Raw genomic sequence first — 25,082 nt, forward strand, 5'->3', positions numbered from 1 at the left:
CTCAACTCAGCAGCACATCGAGAAATGCCCTCGTCGCCACCGAGAGACTGCGATGCGGCACATAAAGCGCCGAGAACGGCCGACTGCGCCCTGCGCATTCGGGCAATAGCTCGACAAGGCTCCCGCGCTCGATGCGCTCCCGTACGACAAAATCATAGCTCTGGCAGATACCCATGCCGGCCTCGGCCAGCGATACGACACCCAGCACGTCATCGTGCAGGCTGATCGATCCCGACGGCGCCCAGTCGACCGGTTTGCCATCCATGGAAAACAGCCAGGCCCCCGGCCGCCCAGTACTCGGCATGATGAAGGGCAGACAGCGGTGCTTCGCCAAATCCTCAATCGTTGCTGGCCGGCCATGCCGCTCGACATAGTGAGGCGAAACCACCAGCCGCAAATGCGCATCTTCCAGCCTGCGCCCCACCAGGCCGCTATCGGGCAGTTCCCCGAGCCGAATGGCGATATCGATCCCCTCGGCTACGAGATCGACATTGCGATTGGTAATGCTCACATCCACCCCAACGTCCGGGTGCGCCGCCGCAAAGCGAGCCAACTTCTCCGGCAGACGAAAATGTCCATAGGTCGTTGAAACGCTCACCCGGACATGGCCGTTGAGACTGCCATCCCGCGCCTGGATTGCCCGCTCCGCGCCCTCGATAAGCGCAAAGGCCGCCTTGGCCTCTTCAAGATAGGCCTGTCCCGCCTCGGTCAGGCTCAACCGTCGCGTGGTACGCCGCAACAATTGCGCACCAAGCCGCGCCTCGAGCCGCGTGATCGCCCGGCTCAACACCGAAGGCGTCGTGCCAAGCGCCACCGCCGCAGCGCTGATCGAGCCCTTGTCGAGCACGGTTACGAAAACTTCCACATCGCCCAGATGGTCGAACCGCCGCATTATTACCTCTTGGGAACAAGTAAATGCCTGACCAGCACATTTATCGCCCGCAAAGGAAAGAATAAATCCTGTTCATCACTCGAAACCGGCCAAGCGCCGTATGCAGGAGCAGACAATGACGATCCCAACCAAACCGGTACTCTTCGTTCTCACCAGCCACGGCGAAAAGGGCGACACCGGCCAGAAGACCGGCTTTTATCTCGGCGAAGTCACTCATCCGCTAGCCGTGCTCGACGCCGCCGGCATCAAAGTCGACTTCGCCTCGATCCTCGGCGGCGAACCGCCGGTCGACGGTCTGGAACTCGACGACACAACCAATGCCCGCTACTGGAACGACCTGGCCTTCCGCGACGCCATTCGCACCACGGCAAAGCTCTCGGACACAGATCCCAGCCACTACGCCGCCATCTTCTTCGCCGGTGGCCACGGAGCCATGTGGGACCTGCCCACCAGCCCCGCCGTCGACAGTACCACCCGCGCTATTTTTGAAGCCGGTGGAGTGGTCGCAGCAGTCTGCCACGGCCCTGCTGCTCTGGTGAACGTCAAGCTCAGCGACGGCAATTATCTCGTCGCCGGTCGCAATGTCAGCGCCTTCACCGATTCCGAAGAACGCGCCGTCGGCCTCGACAAGACCGTGCCCTTCCTCCTGGCCAAGACGCTCACCGAACGCGGCGCCATCCACCACCCGGCCGCGGATTGGACCTCCAAAGTGGTCGTCGATGGCCGCCTGGTAACCGGCCAGAACCCGCAATCGGCCACTGCCGTCGGCGAAAAGCTGCGGGATTTGCTGGTCCGCTGAGAAGGCGAAGGGACACAAGAATAACCTCACCCTCATTCCCCCAAGGGGGAGGGAATGAGGGTGAGGTTTCACGGTTCTATCGTCTCCCTCCCCCTTGTGGGATCAAGGGTGGGGTAGCGGGGCACACCTAGAACGCTGCGTTCCCTTAATCCAAAAACACTGTCACCGTGTCGCCCCGCCCCTCGGCATCAACCACTGAGAGCGTGACATAGCCCGGCCCATCCGGCGTCCAGCTATCCTGCCGGGCAAACTGCGATCGCCCGAACGGCGCGCCATTGGCAAAGAAGGTGAAAGGCGGCACGCCATTCCGCACCTTCACCACCAATGGCGACTGCGAGCCGCTGCGCAGCCCCAGATCGACATCGACGCCATCACCTGGAAAGGCGATCTCGGGCGCAGAGACCCGCGCGACAAGATCCTCATCCGGATGCCTGAACCGACGCAGCGGCGTCGGCAGTTCCGTATTGGACGCAAACAGCACCCCTGCCGGCGCCTTGGGCAGAGCCGCCTTGCGGCTCCCCAACCGGTCAAACGCCTCAAACAGGATCGGCGCCGCCCCGGTGATCCCGGAAAGTCCCGGCACCGGCGCCCCATCCGGCCGACCCACCCAAACACCCACCACCGTCTTGCCGTCGAAACCAATCGCCCAGGCGTCGCGATAGCCGTATGAGGTCCCTGTCTTGTAGGCCACGCGCCCCGGCGAGCCATTCAGCGGCGGCGGCACATCAGCCAGGATATCGGCGACATACCAGGCCGAAACCGGATCGAGTACCGCGGCCGAAACCTGCGGCACCGGTCGCTCCCCCAGCCCATCGTAGAGCGAAACCGGCTTGCCGCCATGCCCCAGCGCCGCATAGACCGAAACGAGATCGCGCAGGGTGATCCCCACACCACCCAGCCCCACCGCAAGGCTCGGCGCCGTATCCACCGGCAACAGCGGATTGGCGTGCGCCCGCTTCAGACGCGAGACCAGCCGCGCCGGCCCCACCGCATCGAGCACCACCACCGCCGGAATATTCAGCGATTCCGTCAGCGCATCATGGATAGTGACCGTACCGCGATTGAACCCATCGAAATTGACCGGCACATAGCCACCAAAGGCCGTCGGCCGGTCTTCAATGAGGCTTTGCGGATGCGCGAGCCCCAGTTCGAACGCCAACCCATAAATCAGCGGCTTCAGCGTCGAACCCGGCGAGCGCACCGCCTTGGTCATGTCGACAAAGCCAGCGCTCTCCGTCGCCAATAGCCCTGCCGACCCCACCGAGGCCAGAATTTCTCCGCTCTCGATATCTGCCGCCAGGATCGCCACCGACACTCTTGGATCGATCAACCGCGCCCGCGCCGCCGCCAAACGCTCCAGCGCATCCTGCAGTCTCTTGTCGAGCGTCAGCTCCACCGTCCGCGCCGTCGGCTGCGCCTTCACCGCCTGCTCGGCCATATGCGCCGCCAGCATCGGAAACGGTTTTCGCGCCGTCGGAACGGGCTCCAGCTTTGCCGCCCGCGCCTCTTCCTCGGCAATCGTGCCAAGCGACACCAGCCGATCGAGCACCATATTGCGGCTCGCCAAGGCTGCCGCCGCATCCCGATCCGGCCGCCGCGCCTCGGGCGATTGCGGCAACGCCACGAGCAGGGCCGCTTCCGCCGTCGTCAGCCGCGTCGGCTCCTTGCCGAAATAGGCCAGCGTCGCCGCACGAATGCCTTCGATATTCCCGCCATAGGGCGCCAGCGTCAGGTAGAGATCGAGAATCTGATCCTTGCTGAGATTGTCCTCAAGCTGCTGGGCATGGATCATCTGCCTCAATTTGCCGAAGGCATTTCGCGTCGGCTGCCCCTCGACGAGACGCGCCACCTGCATGGTCAGCGTCGACCCGCCCGAAACCACCCTGCCTCCGGCTAGCACGAACTGCCCCGCCGCCCGCAGCATGGAATTCCAGGCAATGCCGTCGTGATCGGCAAAGCCGCGATCCTCATAGGCGATCAGCATGTCGATAAAACGCTTGTCGACGCTGGCCCGCGTCACCGGCAGCCGCCAATGGCCACCCGCCGTCGTGAACGGCCGCAACAGCAGTCCATCCCGATCCGTCACCTCCGCCGAAACCGGCAGCGTCTGCAAATCCGGCACCGGCGGCAGCGACGCCGAAATCGTCGTTGTCCATGAAACAAGCTGGATGATGCCCGCCAGCACCAGCACAAAAGCCGAAAAGCCCAGAAGTGTCAGCCGCGCCACCCATGGGCGCGGCCGCTTTTCTTGTCCCTCTGTATTCTCGTCCGTCATTGGCCTTGAGCGGTGATCTCGATCGAGTACGCCGCCGTATTGCCGCGGGATTCAGGACGATACATGTCTTCCACCGTCGCGCCCGGCAGCACGAACGTACCCGGCGTCACCGCGCGAACCATATAGGCCGTGGTGAAGGTGCCGGGGTCCGAGCCATAGCGGAAAGCGGCGATATATTGGTCAGTCCGCGATTCCACATGCACCGGCATATTGAGTGACAGCCAGTTGAAATCCGACACGCCCTCGCCATCCGACAGGTTGGGGTTCTCGATTTCAAAACCCGCCGGCAGCGGATCAGCGACGACATATTGCCCCGACCCCAGATCATGCGGCCGCACGCGCAACACCACGATCAGCCTATCATTCTGCGCCAACGTGCCTTCGGTCGGGTCGACCTCGGTGCCATCGGGCAGGTAGTAGGCCCGCGAAATGGCAAAGCCATCGTCCGAAGCCTCCGGCGGCACCGCCGGATAACCCGTCACCGTCACTTTGGCCTCGGTATCCGCCGATCCGCCATTGGCGATTTCGACCGTCTCAAAGCCCGCCTGCTCGACGCGGCGATAAACCTGCCCCGTCAGCGCCTCGCCATTGATGGTAACAGAACCATCCGTGGTACTTGCTCCAAGAGCCGAAGCCGCCAGCAGCGTCCAGGTATCCTCCTGCGTCGAAGTATAGCGCGTCCGATCCCGTAGCTTTGCCAGCTGGTTGGCGAGCGAGGTCAGGTCGACCCCAGCCGGCTTGAACTCAGCGGCAAGCGCCAGCACACCGGCCATATCACGCAACCGGCTGCCATAATCGTTGCGATAGCGGTTGCTGTCCCTTGCCTTGCCCACGCTCTCGACTGCGGCCACAAAAGCCTCATTGGCGCGCGTCGTATCGCCATAGAGCGCCAGTGCCGCACCAAGCTGCGCCTGTGCCAGCGGCGAACCGAAGGCCGCAAGCCGAGCTTCAAAATAGTAGCGGAGATCACCCATCGCCACCCGACCGGCGCGCGCCAGATCATAGAGCGCATAGGCAATGTCCTCGCCGCCATTCTCGAAGTCGCTGGCATAGGAGAGCTGGTTCGAGAGATTGTCGAGCGCCATGCTGAGGGCCTGTTCGGGCACGGCATAGCCGGCCGCCTTGGCACGCAGCAGGAAGTCGGTGACAAACCCATCAAGCCAGAAATCGCCACCATCGAACGGTCCCCAGAGACCAAAACCGCCGGCCGAAGTCTGCTTGGCCAGAGTGCTGGCAATGGCATCGATCACCGTCTGGTTGAGCTTGTCATCCCCAGCCACCCCGATCATCTGCGCCACCTCATTGAGGTAGAGCAGCGGCAGGGCGCGGCTGGATGTCTGCTCGGCACAGCCATAGGGGTAGCGATCGAGCGAGAGCAGCAGCCCCGGCACATCGAGCCGCGCGATCGGCCCGATGGCAAGGGTCATCGATCCGGTATCGGCCAGCAGCCCATCGAAATAGCTGGCGTCGATTGAAGCGCTGCCATCCGCCTTGATCGGCACCAAACGGCTGGTTGTGATGGGCGCACTGGTCGGCCGCACCCCGAGGAGAAGCTCCTTGGTCTGCGCCGTTCCATCCGGCCCGGTCACCGTCAACTGCACCGGCCAATCGCCGATCTGCATGCCGTTGAGCTTGAGATCGAGTGACGTCCGCTCTCCCTGCCCGAGGTCAACATCGGTCGTCTCTGCCGAGGTCGAAATCCCCTCGCCGGTAGACAACGCCACCTCGTAGGAACCGGCAGCCCCGCCAACATTGTTGACCTCAACCAGCAGCCGCGCCTCGTCACCCACGCGCAGGAAGCGCGGCGGGCTCAGCGTCACAACCACCGGATCGCGCACGATGACATCGACCGAAGCATGCCCCACCGCCGAAGCGGTCCAGGCCATAGCCATCACGCGCACCGTGCCGGTGAAGTCAGGCATGTCGAACGTCACCGTCGCCTTGCCATCCGCATCGACTTCCACGATGCCGGTATGCAGCGCCACCAGCACCGAGATTGGCGGCGGCGTGCCGAGGCGCGAACCGCCACCATCGCCACCCGAGCGCATCGCACCCGCCAGCCCCTGCGTCGGATCGATCAGCGAGCCATAAAGGTCGCGGATTTCCATACCGAGCTGGCGCTGGCCAAAGTAATAGTCATCCGGCGCCGGCACCTTGAAGTTGGTGACATTGAGAATGCCGAGGTCCACCGCAGCCACGGCCACATAGGCCTTCTCGCCCGCAGCCACATTGGCGAGATCAACGCTCACCTCAAAGCTCTGCCGCGGCAGCGTCACATCGGGCGCGTCGAGCTTGACGTCAAGCTTGCGGTCGCCCGGCTCCACATCGGCAAAGGCGAGACCCAGCGCCCGCGAAGGCATGCGCTTTTCCGCCGTGTCAGACGGGCGATAGAGCACCGCCGTCACATAGGCGCCCGGACCCCATTCCTCGGTCACTTCCAGTGGCACGGTGGTGCCACCTTCCGGAACCTCGACTGCCTCCATGGCAATGACGCGATTGTCGATCACCATGACCAGCGCCGTACCGGCAAACTGCGGATCGAGCTTCAAGTTCGCCGTCTCGCCCACCTTATAGGCCGGCTTGTCGAGCGCCACCTGCAGCGTGTCCGGCGTGTCCGAACCCGCATCGGCATAATAGTAGCCGGCATAGAACTCATAGCTCGACGAGGTGCCCCGGCCCTCGACTTCGAGACGATAGAGCCCCCAATTAACATTGGCGCCCACCGTCACCGAACCGCCATCGGGCGTGTCGGCCGAGCCATTGGCAATCTCGCGCGTGGTGGTGATCCCCTCCCACTGCCAGGTGCTGCCATTGCGATACCACTGATAATTCGTCTCGACGCGCGACAGCGTCCAACCGAGCCCCGAGGCCGCAACCTTCTCACCCTCGGGCGACACAACGATCAGTTCAAACTGCGCTTCGCTGCCCTCTTCGAGCCCCGTCGCGTCGGCAAAGACCGGCTTGATCCCGATCCGGTCGCCATCGGCCAGAACCGGCCTTGTAATGCTGCGTTCCACGGTGCGCCCGCTGGTATCCACCAGCCGCAACAGCACCTGCGCTTCGAGCGGCCGCGTCGTCGCCTGCCCCTCGGGCAAGAACACTTCGGCCACCGCATTGCCGTCGTCATCGGTCACCCCTACCGTGCCGAGCGGCTCGCGCGTGGTTTCGATGGTGTCGTCCAACCGGCCAAAAGTGAATCCCGGAAATTCTGGCAGCGTCGTCCGCGGCCGCACAATGGCATCGGCCTCGACCGACAATCCCGGAGCCGTCGCGCCATAGAGATATTTCGCCGCGATATCGATCCGGTTGACATCAGTGGCCGAGAAAGCACCCTCGCCCTGCGGCTTGATTTCAAAGGCCAGACGCTCCGGCTCGAAATCTTCCACGAGGAAGGTTGTGCTGGAAAGCGAAGCCGCATTCGGATCGGAATAGACCCGCAGCGTCCAGGAGCCACGCATGGCTTCGCTGGCCATGGGCAGTGCCGCATAATAGCCGCCCGCGCCTTGGTCATCCATCACCTGGCTCGACGCCACCACGCCATCCGGGCGCTCGACTTCGAGCGTCAGCGGTAGGTTCTCCACCGCCTCTGCCCGCGCATCGCGCAACAGCGCCGTCAGATGCACCACCTCGCCCGGCCGATAGACGCCGCGCTCGGTCGTCATAAAGAGATCAAGCGGCCCCGGCGACGGGCGCCCCTCGACACCGCGATCGGTCAGGTCAAAGGCAGGCTTTGAAAGATCGAGGAAGGCATAATCCCCCTCCGTCTCCGCCACCAGCAATTGCGGCGCCCTTCCGCCCGTGCCGCGCGCCAGACCCGGCGCAAACACCGCGCGACCATCCGCATCGGTCTTCGCCTCGCCCAGAATTTCATTGTTGACCGCCACGAGCCGCACATCAGCCCCAGCCACCGGCTGAGCCGTCGCAAGGCTGCGCACAAAGGCATGCACGCCATCGTCGCCGGCAATCGTCGTCACGCCAAGATCGGTGACAATAAACCACTGCGTCGCGAGATCGGACCAATAATCGTCTTCCGGCTCGCCCTTGATCCGTGCCGTAATCACATACGCCCCGGCCTCCAGCGTCCCCAGCGCTTCGGCCACCGGAATAGCCGTCGTCGTCAGCGCATTATTGTCGCCCTGCGCCAGGTCAACCTCGCCGGTCCACACTTGTTCGCCAACGCGATCGGCAATGTCCTCGGCATTGTACTGGCTGAGGCTCCCCTGGAACACGCCATCGCGTACGGCCGTCGCAATACCACGATCGCCAATGCGGTAGATCATCACCTCGGCCGTCTCGGCATTGACCGAAGTGATCGGCAGCCCGCCGCCAAGCCCAGCCGGCATCACATAGGCATTGTTGGCAAAGCCGACGAAAGGCGCGCGATCCGGCACATAGACGCTTAGGTCGACATCCCGACGCAGTTCTTCCCCATTGGCCGAAGCCAGACCCGCCCGCAGCTTGATCGTATAGCGATTGCCGTGCTGCACGCCCTCGACGCAGATCTGCTCGCTTTCGGTCTCAACCGAAACCTGCGGCGCATTGGCGACCGACACATAGGCCGAGAGGTCACTGCTGCCGAGCGGCTCGGAAAACACCACGCAGATGCGCGGCGACGCAGCTTCCGCATCGACCACATGGTCCGTTACCCGGAACCCGTGCTGCGCCACGACGCTATCGAGATGCGCTTCCACATCGACATCCGGCACCAGCGTCAAAGCCGCACGATAGGTCGCGATTACTTCGCGCCACATCTCGCGATATTCCATGGAATTGGCGAGTGCCCTGAGGCTCGCCGCCCGCTCGTCTTCGCTCGTCGAGCGCAAAAAGGCATTCATCGCTGCATTGGAGCCGACATAGGAGAGGTCGTAGCTATTGTCCCCCTCGCTCTGCCCGGCCACCGCATCAGCGCGCCGCAGCGCGGCCTCGGCCAGTGCCTGCCACACGGCGCGGTCATTGGCATTGATCGCGAGGGCCTGCCGGTAAGCGACCATCGCGGCCTGATAATTCTCGTTCGCCACCTCTTCGTCGCCCGAAGCCACGAGATCGGCATAGACCGCCTTCGGCGCCGGCGCATCGGTCTGCGGCAGGTCGCGCGCAAAGCCCTTGGCGGCATCGACAATAGACTGCGCGGGGAACGGCAATTCCGCCTGCCGCACCGCCTCGGTCACCGCCGGGGTGGGCGAACGGCTGATCCGACCCGAAGTCGCCCCCGAAAACTCCGCGCGATCACCAACGTCTCCCTTGAGGAAGCACCATTGGCTGCGCGCATTATAGGTAAAGGCGCGACAGATATTGTCCTCGCTACACGCCGCCTGGCAGCTGTCGAGGTCCGTGTTCTTGACGATGGAATAGTCGAACCCGGGCAGGTCGGTATTTTCGAAGAGCGTTATCTTCGTCTCGGCGGCCACAGGCACAAGCCCGGCCAAAGCCAGCACCAAAGCGCCAAAGACGGTACGAATTGCGCGGCGTCCACCCAGCATTCTGCCCTCCCAGAAACGGCACCGAATAGAGATGCCAACCCCGATGAGAAAGCAAGGGGCAGGGAAATTATGACATTTTCAAAGCAATTTAGGGGTTTGCGAAGACAAAAGCGTGGCTGTCCCACAGCCACCCTCTCTTGGCAATTGCACCACCCGCCCCGCAAGCCATGCGGTCCTGTACAAGGGGTTTCAAGATTTCCGCTATCGACCCCCAAGTCGGCCGTTGCCGTTTGTCGGGCAGTCACCTCGAAGCGGTCATGGCCAGACCTGCGAAGCAACCAGTCTCTGGTGACCAAGTTCGTAGCGGTGCTGGCATCAAGCACAAGCGAGCGGCCGGGGGATCTCTCTGCCGGCTTAGGGCGTATTGCTTTCAGCTACCTTCAGCGCCCGAGCAATCATATCTACGCTCACATAATTGACGAAACCAAGCCTGTCGCCAGCCCTCATACTAGATAGATAAGCTTCTAAGCGCTCCACATCTCTCAGAATCGCGAGTGCCGCGAGGTGCCAGATCGGGCGCGCACCCGGCGCGCTCGTTGGAAGCCTGGAGTAATCGATTATTGCTTGTCCGATGTCTTGCTCAACGGCCCATTGCCAAGCCGCCGCGCTAAGCGCCTCCACCTCGGCTCCGCTAATCTCTTTCGCTCGTAGCTCGGGAGGACGCAACGCGCGTACCAAGGGATCTCCATGCTGTTGCGCCCGATCACCGGAGATTTCTGCGCACGCGTTTGAGAAAATCTCAGTGGTCACACTGAGGGCGCAGTACAGCACCGTCTCTTCAGACAAGTTCCTAATGCCGAAGACCATTTGTATCCGCCTGTCTACAAGGTCTTGTTCAGCGAAAAAGTCACCGACGTTGTCCCTGCCCACGCTCCAACCAACCGCGGCCAGGCTAGACGCCACCTGTTTCACATTCATTGTCCAGCTCCGGGGAACGTCCTAAGGATGACCGGTATTTGCGCGATCTAACAGACTAGATCATTCGACAGAATGGCCGTTTCTATACATGTCGTTCCAACCCGACAGTCTCCTTCCCACCCCAGTTTCGCCGCGTCCTACTTGCCTCGATTGCGCCTTACTGAGTGAATAGCCAAGACGAGCGCAATGCTAAGAGGGTTCGCGGCTAATTCGCTGGTGCCGACGCAGCGGCAGGCCCAGATTTGGCCCTGCCCCGCCATCCCTCCATCACCCACCACCCCAACCCAATCACCACGCGCACGACCAGCGCGCTCCTCAGCCAAGTCTCCACCTCCGTGATTGGCGTTCCCCAGATCCGCCGCGCAGAAAAGATGAGCAGGTTCGAAACCAGCCGATAGCTCAGCACATGCCGCCCCGGCAACAGGAGCAGTTTGGAGGCACGGGCAGCGACCAAACGCGCCAGGGCCCAATAGAGCGCCAGTGCCAAAGCCGGCCCGATCACCCAGAGCACGGCGGAAAGCGTCCCGACAAGGCTCCTGTCTGGTGTACCTGCAAGGCGAGAAACCCCGAGCAAAGGACCACCAGCGCCCAATGCACCCTGCTCAGTTTCCCGCCTGATCTCCCCAGCCGAATGCCGACGAGGAACCACGGCAGATAGGGCAGCAGGGGAAAACTCGCGAAGAGTGTCGTGCCCAACAGCGTCGCCGAGGCCCGGCAGCCACAAGTCGAGGGTGATCGAACTGATCAGAGCCTCGCCACGGTCACCGGAGCCCACGCTGCCGCTGGCGCTGAAGAGTTGGCCGCCATTCGAGATATCGAACCAGCCTGGACCACTAGCCCGATTTGGACGTCGATGTTGCTGTCGACCAATGCGGGATCTGTCGGATTGCTGTCACCCCCAATTAGCACCTGCTGCGCCGCAACGGGGCTCGTCGAGCCAAGGGAAACAGCAAGGCCAATCTATGGTGCGACGTAGCCACATATTCTGCATCGACGCCGACCCGAGATGAATCAAACAATGAACAGATTTGAAAACATCATGCTTAATTGTTCGATAATTTGTGGCCAGTCCGAGGTTTAGGCCCCGACGATGACGATTCTGACCCCGTTTCGGTCAAGAAGGCCCCAACCGTCGACCCTTGAAGGCTGATGTTCAATCCTGGCCAACTGCCGACACCGGGGTGGCTTAAAAGTCATTCCCCCGATCACTGCGCTCCGCGGGGGACTGTCGCGCCTTCGGCAGCAGCTGTATGGCAAGGGTGTGGGTGCCGCCGTCGAGTGGCACGCGTAATTGTCCGCCTTCGAGCGTTAGCGCAAGCCCGTCCAGTATCGCGCTTTGGGATACCTCCAGATCGATGGCGCGATTGCGCACAGTGATCTCATATCGCGTGCCGGCCACGTCCAGCGTTGCGCTATATTCCGGCCAGGCAGCCGGAAGGCATGGATCGAGAACAAGCATATTGCCTTCGCGGCGCAGTCCGAGAATGCCTTCGATTCCGGCCCGGTACATCCAGCCCGCTGAGCCGGTGTACCATGTCCAGCCGCCGCGCCCGATATGGGGCGCGACCGAGTAAATGTCGGCGGCTACCACATAGGGTTCGACCTTGTAGCGCGCGACGGCCTCCGGTGTGGCGGCGTGATTTATCGGGTTGACGAGGGAGAAGAGGTCGTACGCTTTGTCGCCCTGACCGAGTTTAGCGAAGGCAAGAATAGCCCACATCGCGGCGTGACTGTACTGGCCGCCGTTTTCGCGGAGGCCCGGCGGATAGCCCTTTATATAGCCGGGATCGCGAGACGTGGCGTCAAACGGCGGGGTGAATAGCAACACCAAGCCGTCGTCCTCGCGGATCAGGTGGCGGTCGAGCGATGCCATGGCGACGCTGGCGCGAATGGGGTCGCCGCCGCCCGACAGCACCGCCCAGGACTGCGCGATGGAATCGATCCGGCATTCGTCATTATCCTGGGATCCGAGCCATGAACCGTCATCGAAGGTGGCACGCCGATACCATGCCCCGTCCCAAGCTTCACGCTCCAGTGCGGTCTTCAGTTTTGCGGCGTGGACCTTCCAGCGTTTGGCGCGTTTGGGATCGCGCATATCCGCAAAAGGCATCATGAGATCGATGGCGCGAATGAGAAGCCAGCCTAGCCAGACGCTCTCTCCTTGCCCGCCCTCGCCGACCCGGTTCATGCCATCGTTCCAGTCGCCGGTGCCCATCAACGGCAGGCTATGGGCGCCTGTCAATTTGATCGCCTGATCTAGACCAAGAGCACAATGTTCGAACAAGGATGCGGTGCGCTCGGACGTCATAGGCTGGAAGAAGGCATCGTGATCGCCATCTGTCAGGTTAGGCCCCTCGATAAACGGTACGATCTCATCGAGGATCGCCGTGTCGCCTATGGTCGCGACATATGTGGCGGCAGCCAGGGCCAACCAGACGCGGTCATCGGAAATGCGGGTGCGCACGCCCTGACCGGAATGGGGCAGCCACCAATGTTGCACATCGCCTTCGACGAACTGCCGTCCCGCGGCTCGCAGGATGTGATGGCGGGTATCCTGCGGCCGAACGAGCGTCATTGCCATGCCATCCTGCAACTGGTCTCGGAAACCATAGGCACCGCTGGCCTGGTAGAAGCCCGAACGCGCAGTGATGCGGCAAGCCAGCGTCTGGTAGAGCAGCCAGCCGTTGAGCATGATGTCCATCGCCCGGTCGGGCGTTCTCACCTGAACGGCACCGAGAATGGACTGCCAATGTGCGATGACTTCGGCAAGGGCGGCATCGAGATCGGTATTGCGATAGCGCTCGATAAGCAGGCGCGCTTCGTCTTCAGATGCAGCTTCGCCGAGGAGGCAGACAATCTCCATGCTTTCCCCGGTGGCCAGCTCGATGCTGGTTTGAAGTGTGGCACAAGGATCGAACCCGGCCCCGGTTCGTCCGGTGAGGTCGGTTTGGCTCAAGAGCGCGGCAGGCGCTGCTGGGCTACCATTGCGGCCAAGGAATTCGGTACGGTCAGCGGTCCATGTCGTCTGGCGTCCGCCTAGGTCTGCAAATCCGACGCGTCCACCAAAGGCCATCGCCCATTTGTTGCGGGCAAAAATGGCACCGGTCTCAGGATCGATTTTGGTCGTGATGAACGGCGCGGTCGTGCCGCGCTGGGTGCCGAGAACGAATTCGGCATAGCTGGTGACCGAAAGTCGCCTTGAGCGCTTCGAGTGGTTGGTGAGCGTCAGGCGCGAAATCCGGATTGGATCGACAAGCGGAACGTAGGAGAGCAGGTCGCTTTCGATGCCATGCGCCTGATGGGAAAAGCGGGAATAGCCAAAGCCGTGGCGCGCGACATAGCGGCCTTCGTTTCGGATCGGCAGCGCCGTTGGGCTCCAGAGGGCTCCCGTCTCTTCGTCCCGTATGTAAATCGCTTCACCAACGGGATCGCCGACCGGATCGTTCGACCAGGGCGTGATCTGGTTTTCCCGGCTATTGCCGGCCCAGGTGTGAAAGCTGCCTTCGCTCGATACTTGAAAGCCAAAGCCTGCATTGGCGATGACATTGATCCAGGGGGCAGGAGTCGTTGCGCCGTTCTCGAGCACGGTCACATATTCCGTGCCGTTCCTCGCGAACCCACCGAGACCATTGAAGAACTCTAGATCGTCCGGCTGCCCGACGATCTCGGCTGAGGGTGATGGGGCCGGTGCAGGGATCTCGGCATCCGGCGGCCAGGTTGCGTCGGAATGGTAGGTCAGTTGGTCCGCGATTGGCCCCCGATGCGCCTGGAACACCACGCGCGCGCTCGCTTGCAACAGGTTGCGGGTTTCCAGCCCCAGAAGATCGGCCCGGAGGACGTGCACGGTGCCTTGCGCGGGCGTATCGTCATAGCGTGGCCTCGACTGGCTGGAGCGAACCGCCGCCTCGATGGCGTTCTGCAGGTCCTGCACATAGGAAGAGCCGCGTTCATTAAGGATCACTAGATCGACGGCCAGCCGCTTGATGCGCCAATATTCGTGCGCCCGCAGCATCTGGCGCAGTTGTGGCATGTCTTCCATGGCGTCGATGCGCAACAAGACGATGGGCAGATCGCCCGAAATGGCATGGGGCCACAGTCCCGACTGTGGACCGGCCCCGGCCGCGATCGTGTCCGAAGACGGTCGGAAGCGCGGATCGGCGTATATGATTGGCGCTGCCAGGCGCTGGAAGTCAGCCGCTTCGTCCAGTCCAACGTCGAGATGGTGCAACTGCACTTGCGCCTGGGTCCAGGCCAGTGTCTTGGCTCGTTCATAAGCGCTGCGGTCGTGGTGCTTGTCGATCAGTTCGAGCAGTTCGGCCCGCGACGATGCGACCATGGTCCAGAAAGCAATCCTCGCCACTTTGCCGGGTGGTATGCGCAGGTGTCGGCGTAGGGCGAAAACCGGGTCGAGCACGATGCCAACTGTTCCCGACAGGTCTTGCCCGTCATGGACTGCTGCGGCGGTTCCGATGGAGCGAGTGCGGCCGAGAAAGCGGGCGCGGTCGGATTCATATTGCGGGTCGGCAATGACCTCGCCCTCGACCACGGCGAAATGGGCCGCCCAGATTTCCGGCTCGGTCGGAGAGCGTCTGCGGCGTGTCGCCACTAGGGCGCCGAACTCGGTCAGGTATTCGGTCTCGACAAACATCTTGGCAAAGGCGGGGTGGGCGTCATCGGTGGTGGGTGTTGTCAGCACCAGCTCGGCGTAGGAGGTCACTTCGATTTCGCGTGCACGGCGGCCGCTATTGGTGAAGCAGACCCGGCGTACCTCGCCATCGTCTTCGCCTGATACCAGGACATCCATTTCGGTCGTCAGCGTCTGGTCGTGGCGCAGATATTGGGCATGGTCCTCGCCGAACGCGACGGAGGCTGGGGCCCTCTCGTTCATCGGCTGAACCGTCGGGGAGAAGACCACTCCTGTCCGCATGTCCTTGCAAAAGACGAAAGCGCCAGAGTCGTCTCGCGTCGCGTCCTCGCGCCAGCGGGTAATGGCGATGTCCCGCCAGCGGCTGTAGCCGCCGCCGGACGCGGTCAGCATCACCGTATAGCGGCCGTTGGACAGCAGGTGGGTGACCGGAGCACCATGATGCGGCAGAGCCAGTCGGCGCACTGTGGGACTAACGTTGACCGACATATCCGCTGGTGCCTTGACCTCCTCGGCGCGTGGACGGGCGATGGCAACGTCCCGCGGCACGCGCTCGGAGAGCAGAAGTTCGCTCGCCTTGATCATGGGGTCGCGATGAAAGCGCGCCCGCATGCGGCCATCGTCAAGCACATTGGCAATGGCGGTGATGGTCATGCCCTGGTGATGCGCCATGTAGCTGCGGACGATGGCGACGTTTTCATCGTCCGGCAGGCGAGATCGCGTATAATCAAGCGCTTCGTAAAAGCCATGAACGCCGCGCGCGCCCATCATTTCGAAGCGCCGAAAATTCTCCGCCGCTGCCTGCGGGTCGACCATAGCGGCGAGACCGGTGGCATAGGGGGCGACAACCATATTGCTGGAAAGGCCACGCTTGAGCCCGAGGCCCGGCACGCCGAAATTGGAATATTGATAGGTGAACTCGTAGTCGCGGACATTGTACGCGGACTCGGAAATACCCCAGGGCACATTGCGCGCCCGGCCATAGGCTTCCTGACGCGCCACCACCAGCCGGTTTGTGTCATCGAGGAGACTCCCTGCGGGCGCACGCATCACCAGCGAGGGCATCAGATATTCGAACATGGACCCCGACCACGAAATAAGCGCCGAGCCGTTTCCCAAAGGGGTCGCGGTGCGTCCAAGTCGGAACCAGTGTCGGGTAGAGACGTCGCCCTTGGCGATGGCGAAGAGGCTTGCTAGCCGGGCTTCCGAGGCCAGCAGATCGTAGCAATTGGCGTCGAGACCGTTGTCGAGCAGTGAGTAGCCAATAGAGAGCAGCTTCCGGTCGGGATCGAGCAGGAAGGCGAAATCCATATCGCGGGCTGTCTGGCGAGCTATCCCCGCCAGCGCAAGGAGCCGCGTATTAAACGCTGCATGATCGTTCCGTAGCGCTCGCCGGTCGCGGGAGGCCTCGGCGATGGAGTGATGAAATGCCGAGATCCAGAAGGTGAGATCGGAGTCGGCACTATTTGCCGCGGCCGGAGTTTGCGGCGACGCCAGTTTCAACGCCTTATCCGACAGACGCAGCAGGGTCGGCGTCAGGGCATCAAAAGATTGTTGAGCACCGAGTTGCGCTTCGATTTCGTCGAGCACCGACGAAAGTGCCTGGTCCCTCGCGCCCGGCATTTCCGCCAGCGCCATGCGGGCCAGTATCAGCGTGTCCTCAAAGCCTCGCCTTGTCTCGGACGGTGTGGTCTCGGCCCATTCTTCGCAGGCATTGGCGAGGGCAATCAGATGCCCGGCCAGATTGCCGCTGTCGACGGAAGACACATAGGCCGGATCGAGTACCCTCAGGTCACGGGTGTCGTACCAGTTGAAAAAATGCCCCCTGAAACGGGTCAGCCTGCCCAGTGTCGCAAAACTCGCTTCCAGCCGCTCGATGGTTTCGAGGGCGCCCGCCCAGCCAAAATCCCGCGCCGCGACAGCGGAGAGGAAATAGAGCCCGATATTGGTGGGCGAAGTGCGGTGGGCGATGGCGGGCGCCGGAGTCTCCTGGAAATTGTCCGGCGGCAGCATGTTCTCCCGCGGTGTGACGAAGGTTTCGAAAAACCGCCAGGTGCGACGTGCGATCAAGCGTAGATAGTCAGCATCGGCGGGAACAAGGTCTCTGTCCGGTCGCGTCGGCGGCGAGCGGCTGATCCAGAGGGCCATGGCCGGTGCGGAAAGCCAGATTATTGCCAAGGGCAGGACCAGTGGCAAGGACGAAGCAGCGAGTGCCAGGGCGCCCGTCAGCAGGGCCAGGGCCAAAGCCGTACCGCCCGCCATGTCCCGATAAAACCCGATCAGCGTCAACCGCGTCCGGCCGCTGGAGCTGGCAGCGGTCGTCCATTCGAGCAGATGTTTTCGCGACACAGAGAGACGGAACAGGGTACGCAGGATCGCGTCGGCGTTGCGCCATGCCTGGTCCGGCAGTAAGGAAAGCCCGAGCCCAACCTGCAGGGTTGCCAATTTGGCGTCATGGGAGAGGCCGAGCAGATGGGAGCGCAATTGTAGACCCGGACGACGCGGCAGGATGGCGAACAGAACGGGCAAGAAGGCGGGAACGATCAGCGCCAGAAGGATTGAAGCCGCTGCGATCGCACCGGCCTGCAACGACATCAGGCAGCAAAGAACCAGCGCCAAGAGAGCGGCCGGAGCGACCAGCGAGCGCCGCAAATTGTCCACCATTTTCCAGCGCCCAATGGCCGGGAGCGTAGAATCTTTGGCGACCCAGGGCAGCAATTGCCAGTCGCCACGCGTCCAGCGGTGTTGGCGCCGCGCCGCCACGTCGTAGCGGGTTGGGAAGTCGTCCACCACTTCGACGTCGGATGCCAGCCCCGCCCGCGCGAAGACTCCTTCGAACAGATCGTGGCTGAGAAGGCTATTGTTCGGGATGCGCCCAGCCAATGCCGTCTCGAAGGCATCAACATCGTAGATGCCTTTGCCTGTGTAGGAGCCTTCCCCAAAAAGGTCCTGGTAGACATCCGAAACGGCGGCCGCATAGGGGTCGATGCCGCCCGGCGCCGAAAAGACCCTCTGATAGAGCGAGCCTTCGCGCCCGACGGGGAGCGAAGGGGTGACGCGGGGCTGGATGATGGCGTAGCCGTCGATGACACGCTGTTCCCGGGCGCTAAAGCGCGGCTTATTGAGCGGATGAGCCATCTTGCCCACGAGGCGCAACGCGGCGTCGCGGGGCAATTTGGTATCTGCATCGAGCGTGATGACATAGCGGACATCGGCCGGCACCGACGGTGTGCCGAAACTGGTATCCCGCGCGCCCCGCAGCAGCCGGTTAAGTTCGGTCAGTTTCCCGCGCTTTCGCTCCCATCCCATCCAGATACCTTCGCCCGCATTGAAGCGGCGAGCCCGGTGGAGCAGAAAAAAGCGCTCGCCGGCGTGCCCTGGACCATGGCGCTTGTTCAGAGCAGCGATGGCGTCTCGGCCGATATCGAGCAACGCTACATCGCCTTCCAGCGTCTCTGTGTCTGCGTCGAGACCGTCGGTCAAAAGGGCGAAACTGATATCTCCGCCGGCGCCGGACAGGTGATGGACTTCAAGCTGCTCGATGTCTTCGAGCAATTGAGCCTGATTGACCAGCAGGGTCGGCACGACGACCAGCGTGCGTAAATGTTGTGGCACGCCGCCTGAGAGTTCGAGCCCAGGCAGACTCGCGGCTCCAACACCCCAGCTTATCGCACGGTTTATCAGCGCGGACGCGACTTCGCTGGCCGGCAAAAGCGCCAGGAGCAGAAACGGATAGAGGATGCCTGTTGCAAGGCCCATACCGGACAATATCCAACCCAGAAGCCCAAGCAGGGCGAGCGTCACGCCACCAATTGCAATGCCATAGCCGCCAATGCCCATGCGGCCCGCGAGCCGGTTCAGATGCAGCCGCGCCGTCGGACGAAATCCGATGGCGCGCTCAAGGGCAGGACGGCCCTGGGCAACCAAGTGATAGCCGGGATCGCCCAGCCGCTCGGTCTCGACCTGTGTAGCGTCTTGCCCCACAGCGGTGTGCGCTAGCGCGAGCGCGGCCTCTGCGATATCGAGTTCGGACAGGTCCGAGCCCCGCGCCAGATACTCGATAGCGCTCCGATAACGATCGCGGGTGGCGAAATCCATCTGCGCGAAATCGCTGCCGGCGGAAAGACGCTCGTCGACCAGGCTAACGCTTTCGAACAGATCGGCCCAATCGATATTGGAAATCAGCCTCATGCTGGTGATGATGTTGCGGATCGTGACATTGGAGGCGCCTTGGCGCTGCTGGGCGTGCTGGACAACGGTCTCGATGGAGCTGCCCTGTCGGGCCAGTTGATCCTCAAGCCAGCCATGAGCAGGCGTGGTTCTCGGATCGCGGTCACGCAACCGTTTGGCCAATTGCGCCGCGAACAATTCAGATATCGGTTTCTCGGGCATGCGCGCCGCCAGCGCCCTCGCGCTGTCTTCGGCAAGGAGCAGATCGGCCAGCGTATCCGCCTCAGTGCGGGCTCGACGCCCGGCGGTGATCTGGTCGGCCAGACGCCGCAGATTCTCCACCAGCACGATGCGCAGGGTTATCGCAACGGCCCACAGTTCGCCAATCGTCAGAGGCTGTGTCTGTTGATAGGCCGCTATGAACCGGGCGAGCGTCTGTGGATCGAAATGGCTGTCGGTATGCGCGATAAAGGCCCATGCCAGCCCAAAGATGCGCGGATAGCCCGCAAATGGCCCATCGGCGAGCTTGGGCAGTTGCCGATAGTAATTGGGCGGAAGATCATCATGGATCTCGCGGATCTGCTCCTCGACCAGATGATAATTGTCCAGCAGCCATTCGGCCGCCGGTACCACGGTGCGTTCGCTCTCTATCTCATGGGCGCTGGCGCGATAGGCCGCCAGCAGCACGGCCGCGTTCTGCCTTAGCCGCTTGTGCAAGGAAACGACCGCTGGTGGCCGCTCCGTCACCGCCTGGGCGGAAGCCAGACTGCGCGCATGCTGTTCCAGCCGTTCGACCCCGAACAATTCCTCGCGTACTGGAGCAGGATCGGTCCACGGGTTCGCCGGCCGGGCTGTTGTCATGCGCTTTTTCCTCGAAGAAATGGCGTGTTCGCTCATCCCTCCGGCAAATGTCTGCCGGGGATGCAACACATAGTGGCGGATCGGACCCGAACAGGTTTCCGAAGTCCGGAGATCAGTGCTTCTTCTTTGGTGGAGCGATGCGCTCCTGTACCGCCTTGCCGAAGGGCTCTTCAGTCGTAGCCCGTGGTGCCTTGACCATTTTGGGCTTTTTCAACTCGCGGTTACCGCGCATCTGTCCTCTGGCCATGATCGATCCTCGGTCCGGATACGGCCGGGCGTCCGACCGGGAATAGCCCGGCACCTGCTTGCAGCTATTCCATCAATCCCGGGGGCAAGGTGCCCAGCTTCAACAACACCCGCGGCTCGTCATAGGTATCGGTCTCGATGTCGACTTCCTGGGAAAAGGCAATGACGCCGGCACGCATAGGCGCCAGGCGCTCCGCTGCGGCAACTGCCTTCTCTGCGGATTTTGAAGTCTGGACGGGATCGGCAACGAGCTTCCTGCCGATTTGCTTGAACGCCTGAACCAGATACATGGTTGCCATACGCTACTCTATGTCTTGCGAAGTGGACGACGGGGCTCCTCGTGAAGAGAGCTCTGCCTACGCGCCCGGCTCTGGTATTCGTTTTCTATCGCGCGGCGATTTCTACGCGTGCGAACGCGATTGGTCGCAATGCCTGCCAGGCCCGCGACAAGCGCGAGGCTCGCCGCGAGCATGGGCAGGCGAAAGAAATCCACGCCGTAAAAACCGGCAATGGCGAACATGAGCATGACCGCGATCGAAAACCCGACAATGGCGTGCGTGAGCATTGAGCCATTGGGGGCGGGTGCATAGAGTGCGGCTGCGTTCCTTGCCTCCTGACGCCGGGTATTTTCTTTGGTCACGAGGCCTTCCGCCGCGCCAGGGGAAAGGAGCGATGCGCGTAGAGAGCGAGTATGTCCGCGCCCTCGAAGCGCTGCTCGTCCACTTCGAGCAAGGAGCCCTTCAAAAAGGCCGGTTCCATTTCCTCGGCTACGAATTGAACCGCTTCGGCGGCCGAGGCAAAGCGACGATAATGCAACCCCTGTGACCTCCGAGACGTCCTGCCGGGGTAGAAGTCCGCCGCTGCGGCATAGTCGATTGTTGTCATAGTCTGGTCCCTTTCCCGGAACGGCTACTGAACCAGCCATATTTGGCGGCTGAAGCCCTCTGAAAGTCTGAATTGAGCAAAGCTTCCGGCTTCATCTTCCGCCCGGACGAGTTCGACGAGCATGTCGAGTTCGAACTGGATCACCAGCCGGCCGTTTTCGCAGAAGAGAACATCCGCGGTACGTTGGCGGCCATCTGGGAATTCGATGGCGAGTATGTCTGCGGCGGAAATATCAACCGCCTGATCTCCGCCCGTGATCAACAGGAGGCTGCCTGCAATTATTTCGAACGCGCTTGCATAGCTGTGCCACACGATGCGCTACTTGACGGAAACACGAAGAGCGTCGCGCTGCTGCTTCTCTATGGCTCGGTTTTCTCGCTGTCGCATTGCCAGTGTGGCTCGAATGCTGAGGAGCTTTGCGGCTCTGTCTGGATTTGCCAGGGCCGAAGGGCGAAACTGGGACTGCGCAATATTGTATTGGTCCTGGGTCATGCAGATCGCTCCGGTCGAGGGCCTATAAGGGCCGACGTGTCCGGGATTTCACCGGCTTTCCCGCCCAGTTCGACACCCTTGCGAGCGGCAGAAGCGTGCGGACGCTCGCTGGGAGGCGCCACCGGTTCGAAGTGATTGGGCCGGGGTGGGCGCAGGGGATAGGAGATTGCCATTGCGTCATCTTCTCTGGATGGGGTGTCGGGAACGGCGAATGCGCCGCCGCCGGATCGCGCCAGGACAAGGCGGCTTCGATAGCCAACTATCCAGGCGTTCACCAAATCGGCCGCAGCCGAGGTTGTGATGCCCTTGCGCATCCGGACGAGGTCGATGAGGTCTTCCGGCGTCGTTATGGATTGAAGGTCGTCGTCGGTCAGAAAGGGCCAAGTCTTCTGCGCTTCCCAGCGTTCGCGAATCTGCCCCGCGAGGCGAGCCTCGATACGGTAGCCGAACATGCATTTTGCCTGGGAGAGCGGGCGACCGTTCCGGTCGTTAGATCGTCGTGTGCGTTAAGCACGGCCAAAGCCTGTGTCGATCTCCAACATCTCAAATGGTGACGAGCGACACCGATTACAAGAGCAATACGGCAGGCTCTGCCGTCGCAAACCCTTCGAAGACATTAGTTGCGGCGTGGCACGCTTCTAATGGGCCCCGTTGTACGGCGATGCCATCTCGACGCGCAGAAGATGGAGAGTGATCAGAGAATTGAGTTAGGTCGAACTGTCCGTGGTCGCGCGTTGATGTCAGCAATCGCAGCTGGCCGTTGTAGATTTTCGAGACGATGAGCCGAACGGCTGAGCACCAGGCTGGCGGAGGATTGCTCCTCATACATTGATCGTAGGGCCTTTTGCCCGGTTAACAATCCGACTGTCTTGTCCTCAGGCTCCGGCGGGTAGCTTGGCGGCAGCCGCCTTTGGTCCACGTCTGACGTTTTCATCCTGCAGGTCGGCAAAGGCCGCTTGCACGATGCCGATATGACGCTGCATGGCCTCCTCCGCGCCGCGACGATCGCCCTGCAGTATGGCCAGCACCACATCCCCGTGTTCACTATGGGATTGGCTAAGACGCCCGAGCGTGTTGAACTGCGCTCTTCTGAAGGGCTGAAGACGTTGTCTGGTGGATCTCGTGATTTCTGCGAGATAGTCGTTATGAGCGCCGTCGTATATGGCAGAATGAAAGCGCTCGTTCGCCTCGGAATAGACGACTGTGTCACCGGAACGGACGATCTGCGCCATCTCCTTATGCAGTCGCTGCAGATCGCTTCGTTCAGCGTGCGACATTTGGGCAGCTGACAAACTGGCGCAGAGCGCTTCGAGATATCCCATCACCTCGAACATGCCGGCCAAGGTGGCTTGGTCGGGCTTCGCAACGAGTGCGGTCGCATGCGGTCTTTGTTGGACGAGGCCGCTCGCCGCAAGCAGGCGAAGGGCTTCACGAACCGGCGTGCGGGAAACGGAAAATTCGGTGGCAAGCGCGGTTTCGTCCAGCGGAGTGCCGGGGGAAAGCTCGCTGCTAATGATGCGCGTGGCAAGGCGCTGGCGGATATCTTCGGCCGATGTTCTTGGCGTACGAGCCACGTGCATACTCGTTTGTAAGGTCAGAGTGTTGTCGGCATCATGCTCACATGGGCCGCAGCGACTTTCCAGCCGCCTTCGGTTAAGACCCAGGTCTGTTGCTGCCGGCCCACCTGGCCGGGAATGTCAGGTCGATAGAACAGCGTCGACGCTGTCGCAACCTCTTTGCCATAGGTGACGATGCTCACCCGCTCGAGTTCGCGCGTGAACGGCAACTGCGTCGCCCGAAAGGCGCGGATTTCGTCGATACCGTATTGGACTTCGGAGACGCCAAAGCGCACCGTGTCGCCGCGGTGGAGAAAGAAGGCGTCGAGCGCCGGCACGTCATTGGCAAGGAGCGCAGCCTCGTAACGGTCGAACGCGGCCCGAACTGCGACCACAGTTTGGAGGTCGTTGATGATCATGCGCTGGCACGCCGGCTTAGCATGCGATCACGCAGATTCGTAAGGAACGGGATGGTCTCGAATTGATCGGCGCGGACCTTGCTCCAGTCGACACCCATCGGGCGGGTTGCGATGCTGCCGGTGGTGATCAGTTCTCTTTCGGTTGCCACGAAATCGAGCGGGCTGTCGTGGCTTTCGATGACGATGGCATCGTCGGGCACGAGCTGGATCGAGTGGATGCTCGTTGCCATCGGGGTCGTGGCGGTGACGATGCCGAGCTCGCGGAAAATGGCGGTCTCGAGATCAGCAAAGCCGGCGCCCTTGCCGGTGCGACCGCCGGCGCGGCTGACAGCGACCGAACCGACGACGCAGAAGTCGAGCGGTTCAACCTCCTCGAATTCCAGCCGCTCGCCATGGGTCATGAACCCCTGTGGGGTGGCGGCAAGCTCGAAGGAGATTTCGGCCACCGTGAGTTTTGCGGGATCGAGACGGAGGTAGGGGAAGTCCTTGGTGAGATAGGGGACTGGTGTGTAGACAACCTTGTCCTCATAAAGCGCGCGAATGCGGATCGGGGTCTGGGCATGGTCCGGATTGGTTTTGACCGTGCGGGCGCTCTTCCAAGCGTCGGTCTGCGCCAGATGCCAGGCAGCGACATCGGCGCCCGAGAAATTCGGAATCATGCTCCAGGCCGGGCCGACATTGACGCCGGCGGTCTCAAGCTCGCGCCAGATTGTGTGTCGGATGATGTCCTTGGCCGGATTACGTCCGGCCCAGCGGCCCTGTTCAGACATGTGCGTGATCCCTCGCGAGCGTCTTCTGTAGTTCCGAGAGAGGCGTCACCCAGCCGACGATGCCGCCCTGGGCCGCGATCATCTCGATGGCTGACGCCTTGAACTGCGGAAAATAGCTCTCCGTGGCGTCTTCGATGAGGAGGCATTCGTAGCCGCGGTCATTGGCCTCGCGCATGGAGGTCTGGACGCAGACTTCTGTGGTGACACCGGCAAAGACGAGATGGGAGATGCCCATGTCCTGCAGTCTCTCGTGGATACCGGTGGCGTAGAACATGCCCTTTCCGGGCTTGTCGATGACGATTTCGCCTGCGATTGGCGCCAGAGCATCGACGATCTGGTTGCCGGGTTCGCCGGCGATGAGGATACGCCCCATGGCCCCGGTGTCGCCAATGCGCAGCCCCGGCTTGCCACGGCTGATTTTGGCCGGCGGGCAATCGGAAAGATCGGGCATGTGAGCCTCGCGGGTATGGATGATTGGCCAGCCCTCTTCCCGGAACAGCGCGATCAGCGCCGCGGTCGCTGGGATGATCGCCTCCAATCGCGAAACATCATTGCCGAGGCTGTCGCCAAAACCGCCGGGTTCGATGAAGTCGCGCTGCATGTCGATGACGACGAGCGCGGTATGGCCGGGGTCGAGTGGATAGGGATAGGGGCGGGCGGGAATATCGACCATG

Annotated in this window: 16 protein-coding genes; 2 read left to right on the forward strand and 14 right to left on the reverse strand. The window is 62.2% G+C overall.

Annotated elements, in window-relative coordinates:
- Position 1 precedes the first annotated feature (1 nt).
- A complete protein-coding gene (locus JP75_RS00325) occupies positions 2-892 on the reverse strand; it encodes a LysR family transcriptional regulator (protein WP_152565682.1) in 891 nt (296 codons plus the stop codon).
- A 115-nt stretch (positions 893-1,007) separates the two neighbouring features.
- On the opposite strand from JP75_RS00325, the gene JP75_RS00330 reads away from it, so the two are divergent.
- Positions 1,008-1,691 (forward strand): type 1 glutamine amidotransferase domain-containing protein, encoded by a 684-nt coding sequence (locus JP75_RS00330; protein WP_035077581.1) that lies wholly within the window; start codon positions 1,008-1,010, stop codon positions 1,689-1,691.
- A gap of 145 nt (positions 1,692-1,836) precedes the next feature.
- Here the strand turns inward: JP75_RS00330 and pbpC are convergent, their stop codons facing one another.
- The 6 genes from pbpC to JP75_RS00360 all read right to left on the reverse strand — a co-directional run bounded on the left by pbpC (position 1,837) and on the right by JP75_RS00360 (position 20,585).
- The gene (gene pbpC, locus JP75_RS00335; protein ID WP_084587333.1) at positions 1,837-3,966 is read right to left on the reverse strand and encodes a penicillin-binding protein 1C; all 2,130 of its coding nucleotides are present in this window, start codon (positions 3,964-3,966) and stop codon (positions 1,837-1,839) included.
- Positions 3,963-9,446, reverse strand: coding sequence for an alpha-2-macroglobulin family protein (locus tag JP75_RS00340; RefSeq protein WP_035077584.1), 5,484 nt, complete (start codon positions 9,444-9,446; stop codon positions 3,963-3,965). The genes pbpC and JP75_RS00340 overlap by 4 nt, the downstream gene beginning before the upstream one ends.
- A gap of 354 nt (positions 9,447-9,800) precedes the next feature.
- Entirely contained in the window at positions 9,801-10,364 is a 564-nt protein-coding gene (locus JP75_RS00345) for a DUF6990 domain-containing protein (RefSeq protein WP_035077587.1), read from the reverse strand.
- Positions 10,365-10,569: 205 nt separating this feature from the next.
- Complete coding sequence (locus JP75_RS26105; protein ID WP_152565683.1) at positions 10,570-10,938, reverse strand: hypothetical protein; 369 nt, start codon at positions 10,936-10,938, stop codon at positions 10,570-10,572.
- 612 nt (positions 10,939-11,550) lie between these two features.
- On the reverse strand, positions 11,551-20,040 hold the full coding sequence (locus JP75_RS00355; protein ID WP_152565684.1) for a GH36-type glycosyl hydrolase domain-containing protein: 8,490 nt from the start codon (positions 20,038-20,040) through the stop codon (positions 11,551-11,553).
- Between the two features lie 311 nt (positions 20,041-20,351).
- Positions 20,352-20,585, reverse strand: a complete 234-nt coding sequence (locus JP75_RS00360; protein WP_035077594.1) for a hypothetical protein — start codon at positions 20,583-20,585, stop codon at positions 20,352-20,354.
- A gap of 41 nt (positions 20,586-20,626) precedes the next feature.
- Between JP75_RS00360 and JP75_RS26110 the strand changes: the two genes are divergently transcribed.
- Positions 20,627-20,854: a hypothetical protein gene (locus tag JP75_RS26110; RefSeq protein WP_152565685.1), complete on the forward strand. Its 228-nt coding sequence runs from the start codon at positions 20,627-20,629 to the stop codon at positions 20,852-20,854.
- A gap of 68 nt (positions 20,855-20,922) precedes the next feature.
- On the opposite strand, the gene JP75_RS00370 is transcribed toward JP75_RS26110, so the two are convergent.
- The 7 genes from JP75_RS00370 to JP75_RS00400 form a co-directional block, all read right to left on the reverse strand.
- A complete protein-coding gene (locus tag JP75_RS00370) occupies positions 20,923-21,171 on the reverse strand; it encodes a hypothetical protein (protein ID WP_035077599.1) in 249 nt (82 codons plus the stop codon).
- Between the two features lie 24 nt (positions 21,172-21,195).
- On the reverse strand, positions 21,196-21,483 hold the full coding sequence (locus tag JP75_RS00375; protein WP_152565686.1) for a hypothetical protein: 288 nt from the start codon (positions 21,481-21,483) through the stop codon (positions 21,196-21,198).
- A 176-nt stretch (positions 21,484-21,659) separates the two neighbouring features.
- A complete protein-coding gene (locus JP75_RS00380; RefSeq protein ID WP_035077605.1) occupies positions 21,660-22,115 on the reverse strand; it encodes a hypothetical protein in 456 nt (151 codons plus the stop codon).
- 423 nt (positions 22,116-22,538) lie between these two features.
- Entirely contained in the window at positions 22,539-23,243 is a 705-nt protein-coding gene (locus JP75_RS00385) for a GntR family transcriptional regulator (RefSeq protein ID WP_051960033.1), read from the reverse strand.
- Between the two features lie 14 nt (positions 23,244-23,257).
- Positions 23,258-23,638, reverse strand: coding sequence for an oxalurate catabolism protein HpxZ (hpxZ, locus tag JP75_RS00390; RefSeq protein WP_035077608.1), 381 nt, complete (start codon positions 23,636-23,638; stop codon positions 23,258-23,260).
- Positions 23,635-24,408, reverse strand: a complete 774-nt coding sequence (locus JP75_RS00395) for a 5-formyltetrahydrofolate cyclo-ligase (protein ID WP_035077611.1) — start codon at positions 24,406-24,408, stop codon at positions 23,635-23,637. Before JP75_RS00395 ends, hpxZ begins: the two co-directional genes overlap by 4 nt.
- Complete coding sequence (locus JP75_RS00400; RefSeq protein WP_035077614.1) at positions 24,401-25,081, reverse strand: cysteine hydrolase family protein; 681 nt, start codon at positions 25,079-25,081, stop codon at positions 24,401-24,403. Before JP75_RS00400 ends, JP75_RS00395 begins: the two co-directional genes overlap by 8 nt.
- Position 25,082 lies beyond the last annotated feature (1 nt).

The sequence above is a fragment of the Devosia riboflavina genome (assembly GCF_000743575.1).
GTDB classification, from domain to species: Bacteria; Pseudomonadota; Alphaproteobacteria; order Rhizobiales; family Devosiaceae; genus Devosia; species Devosia riboflavina.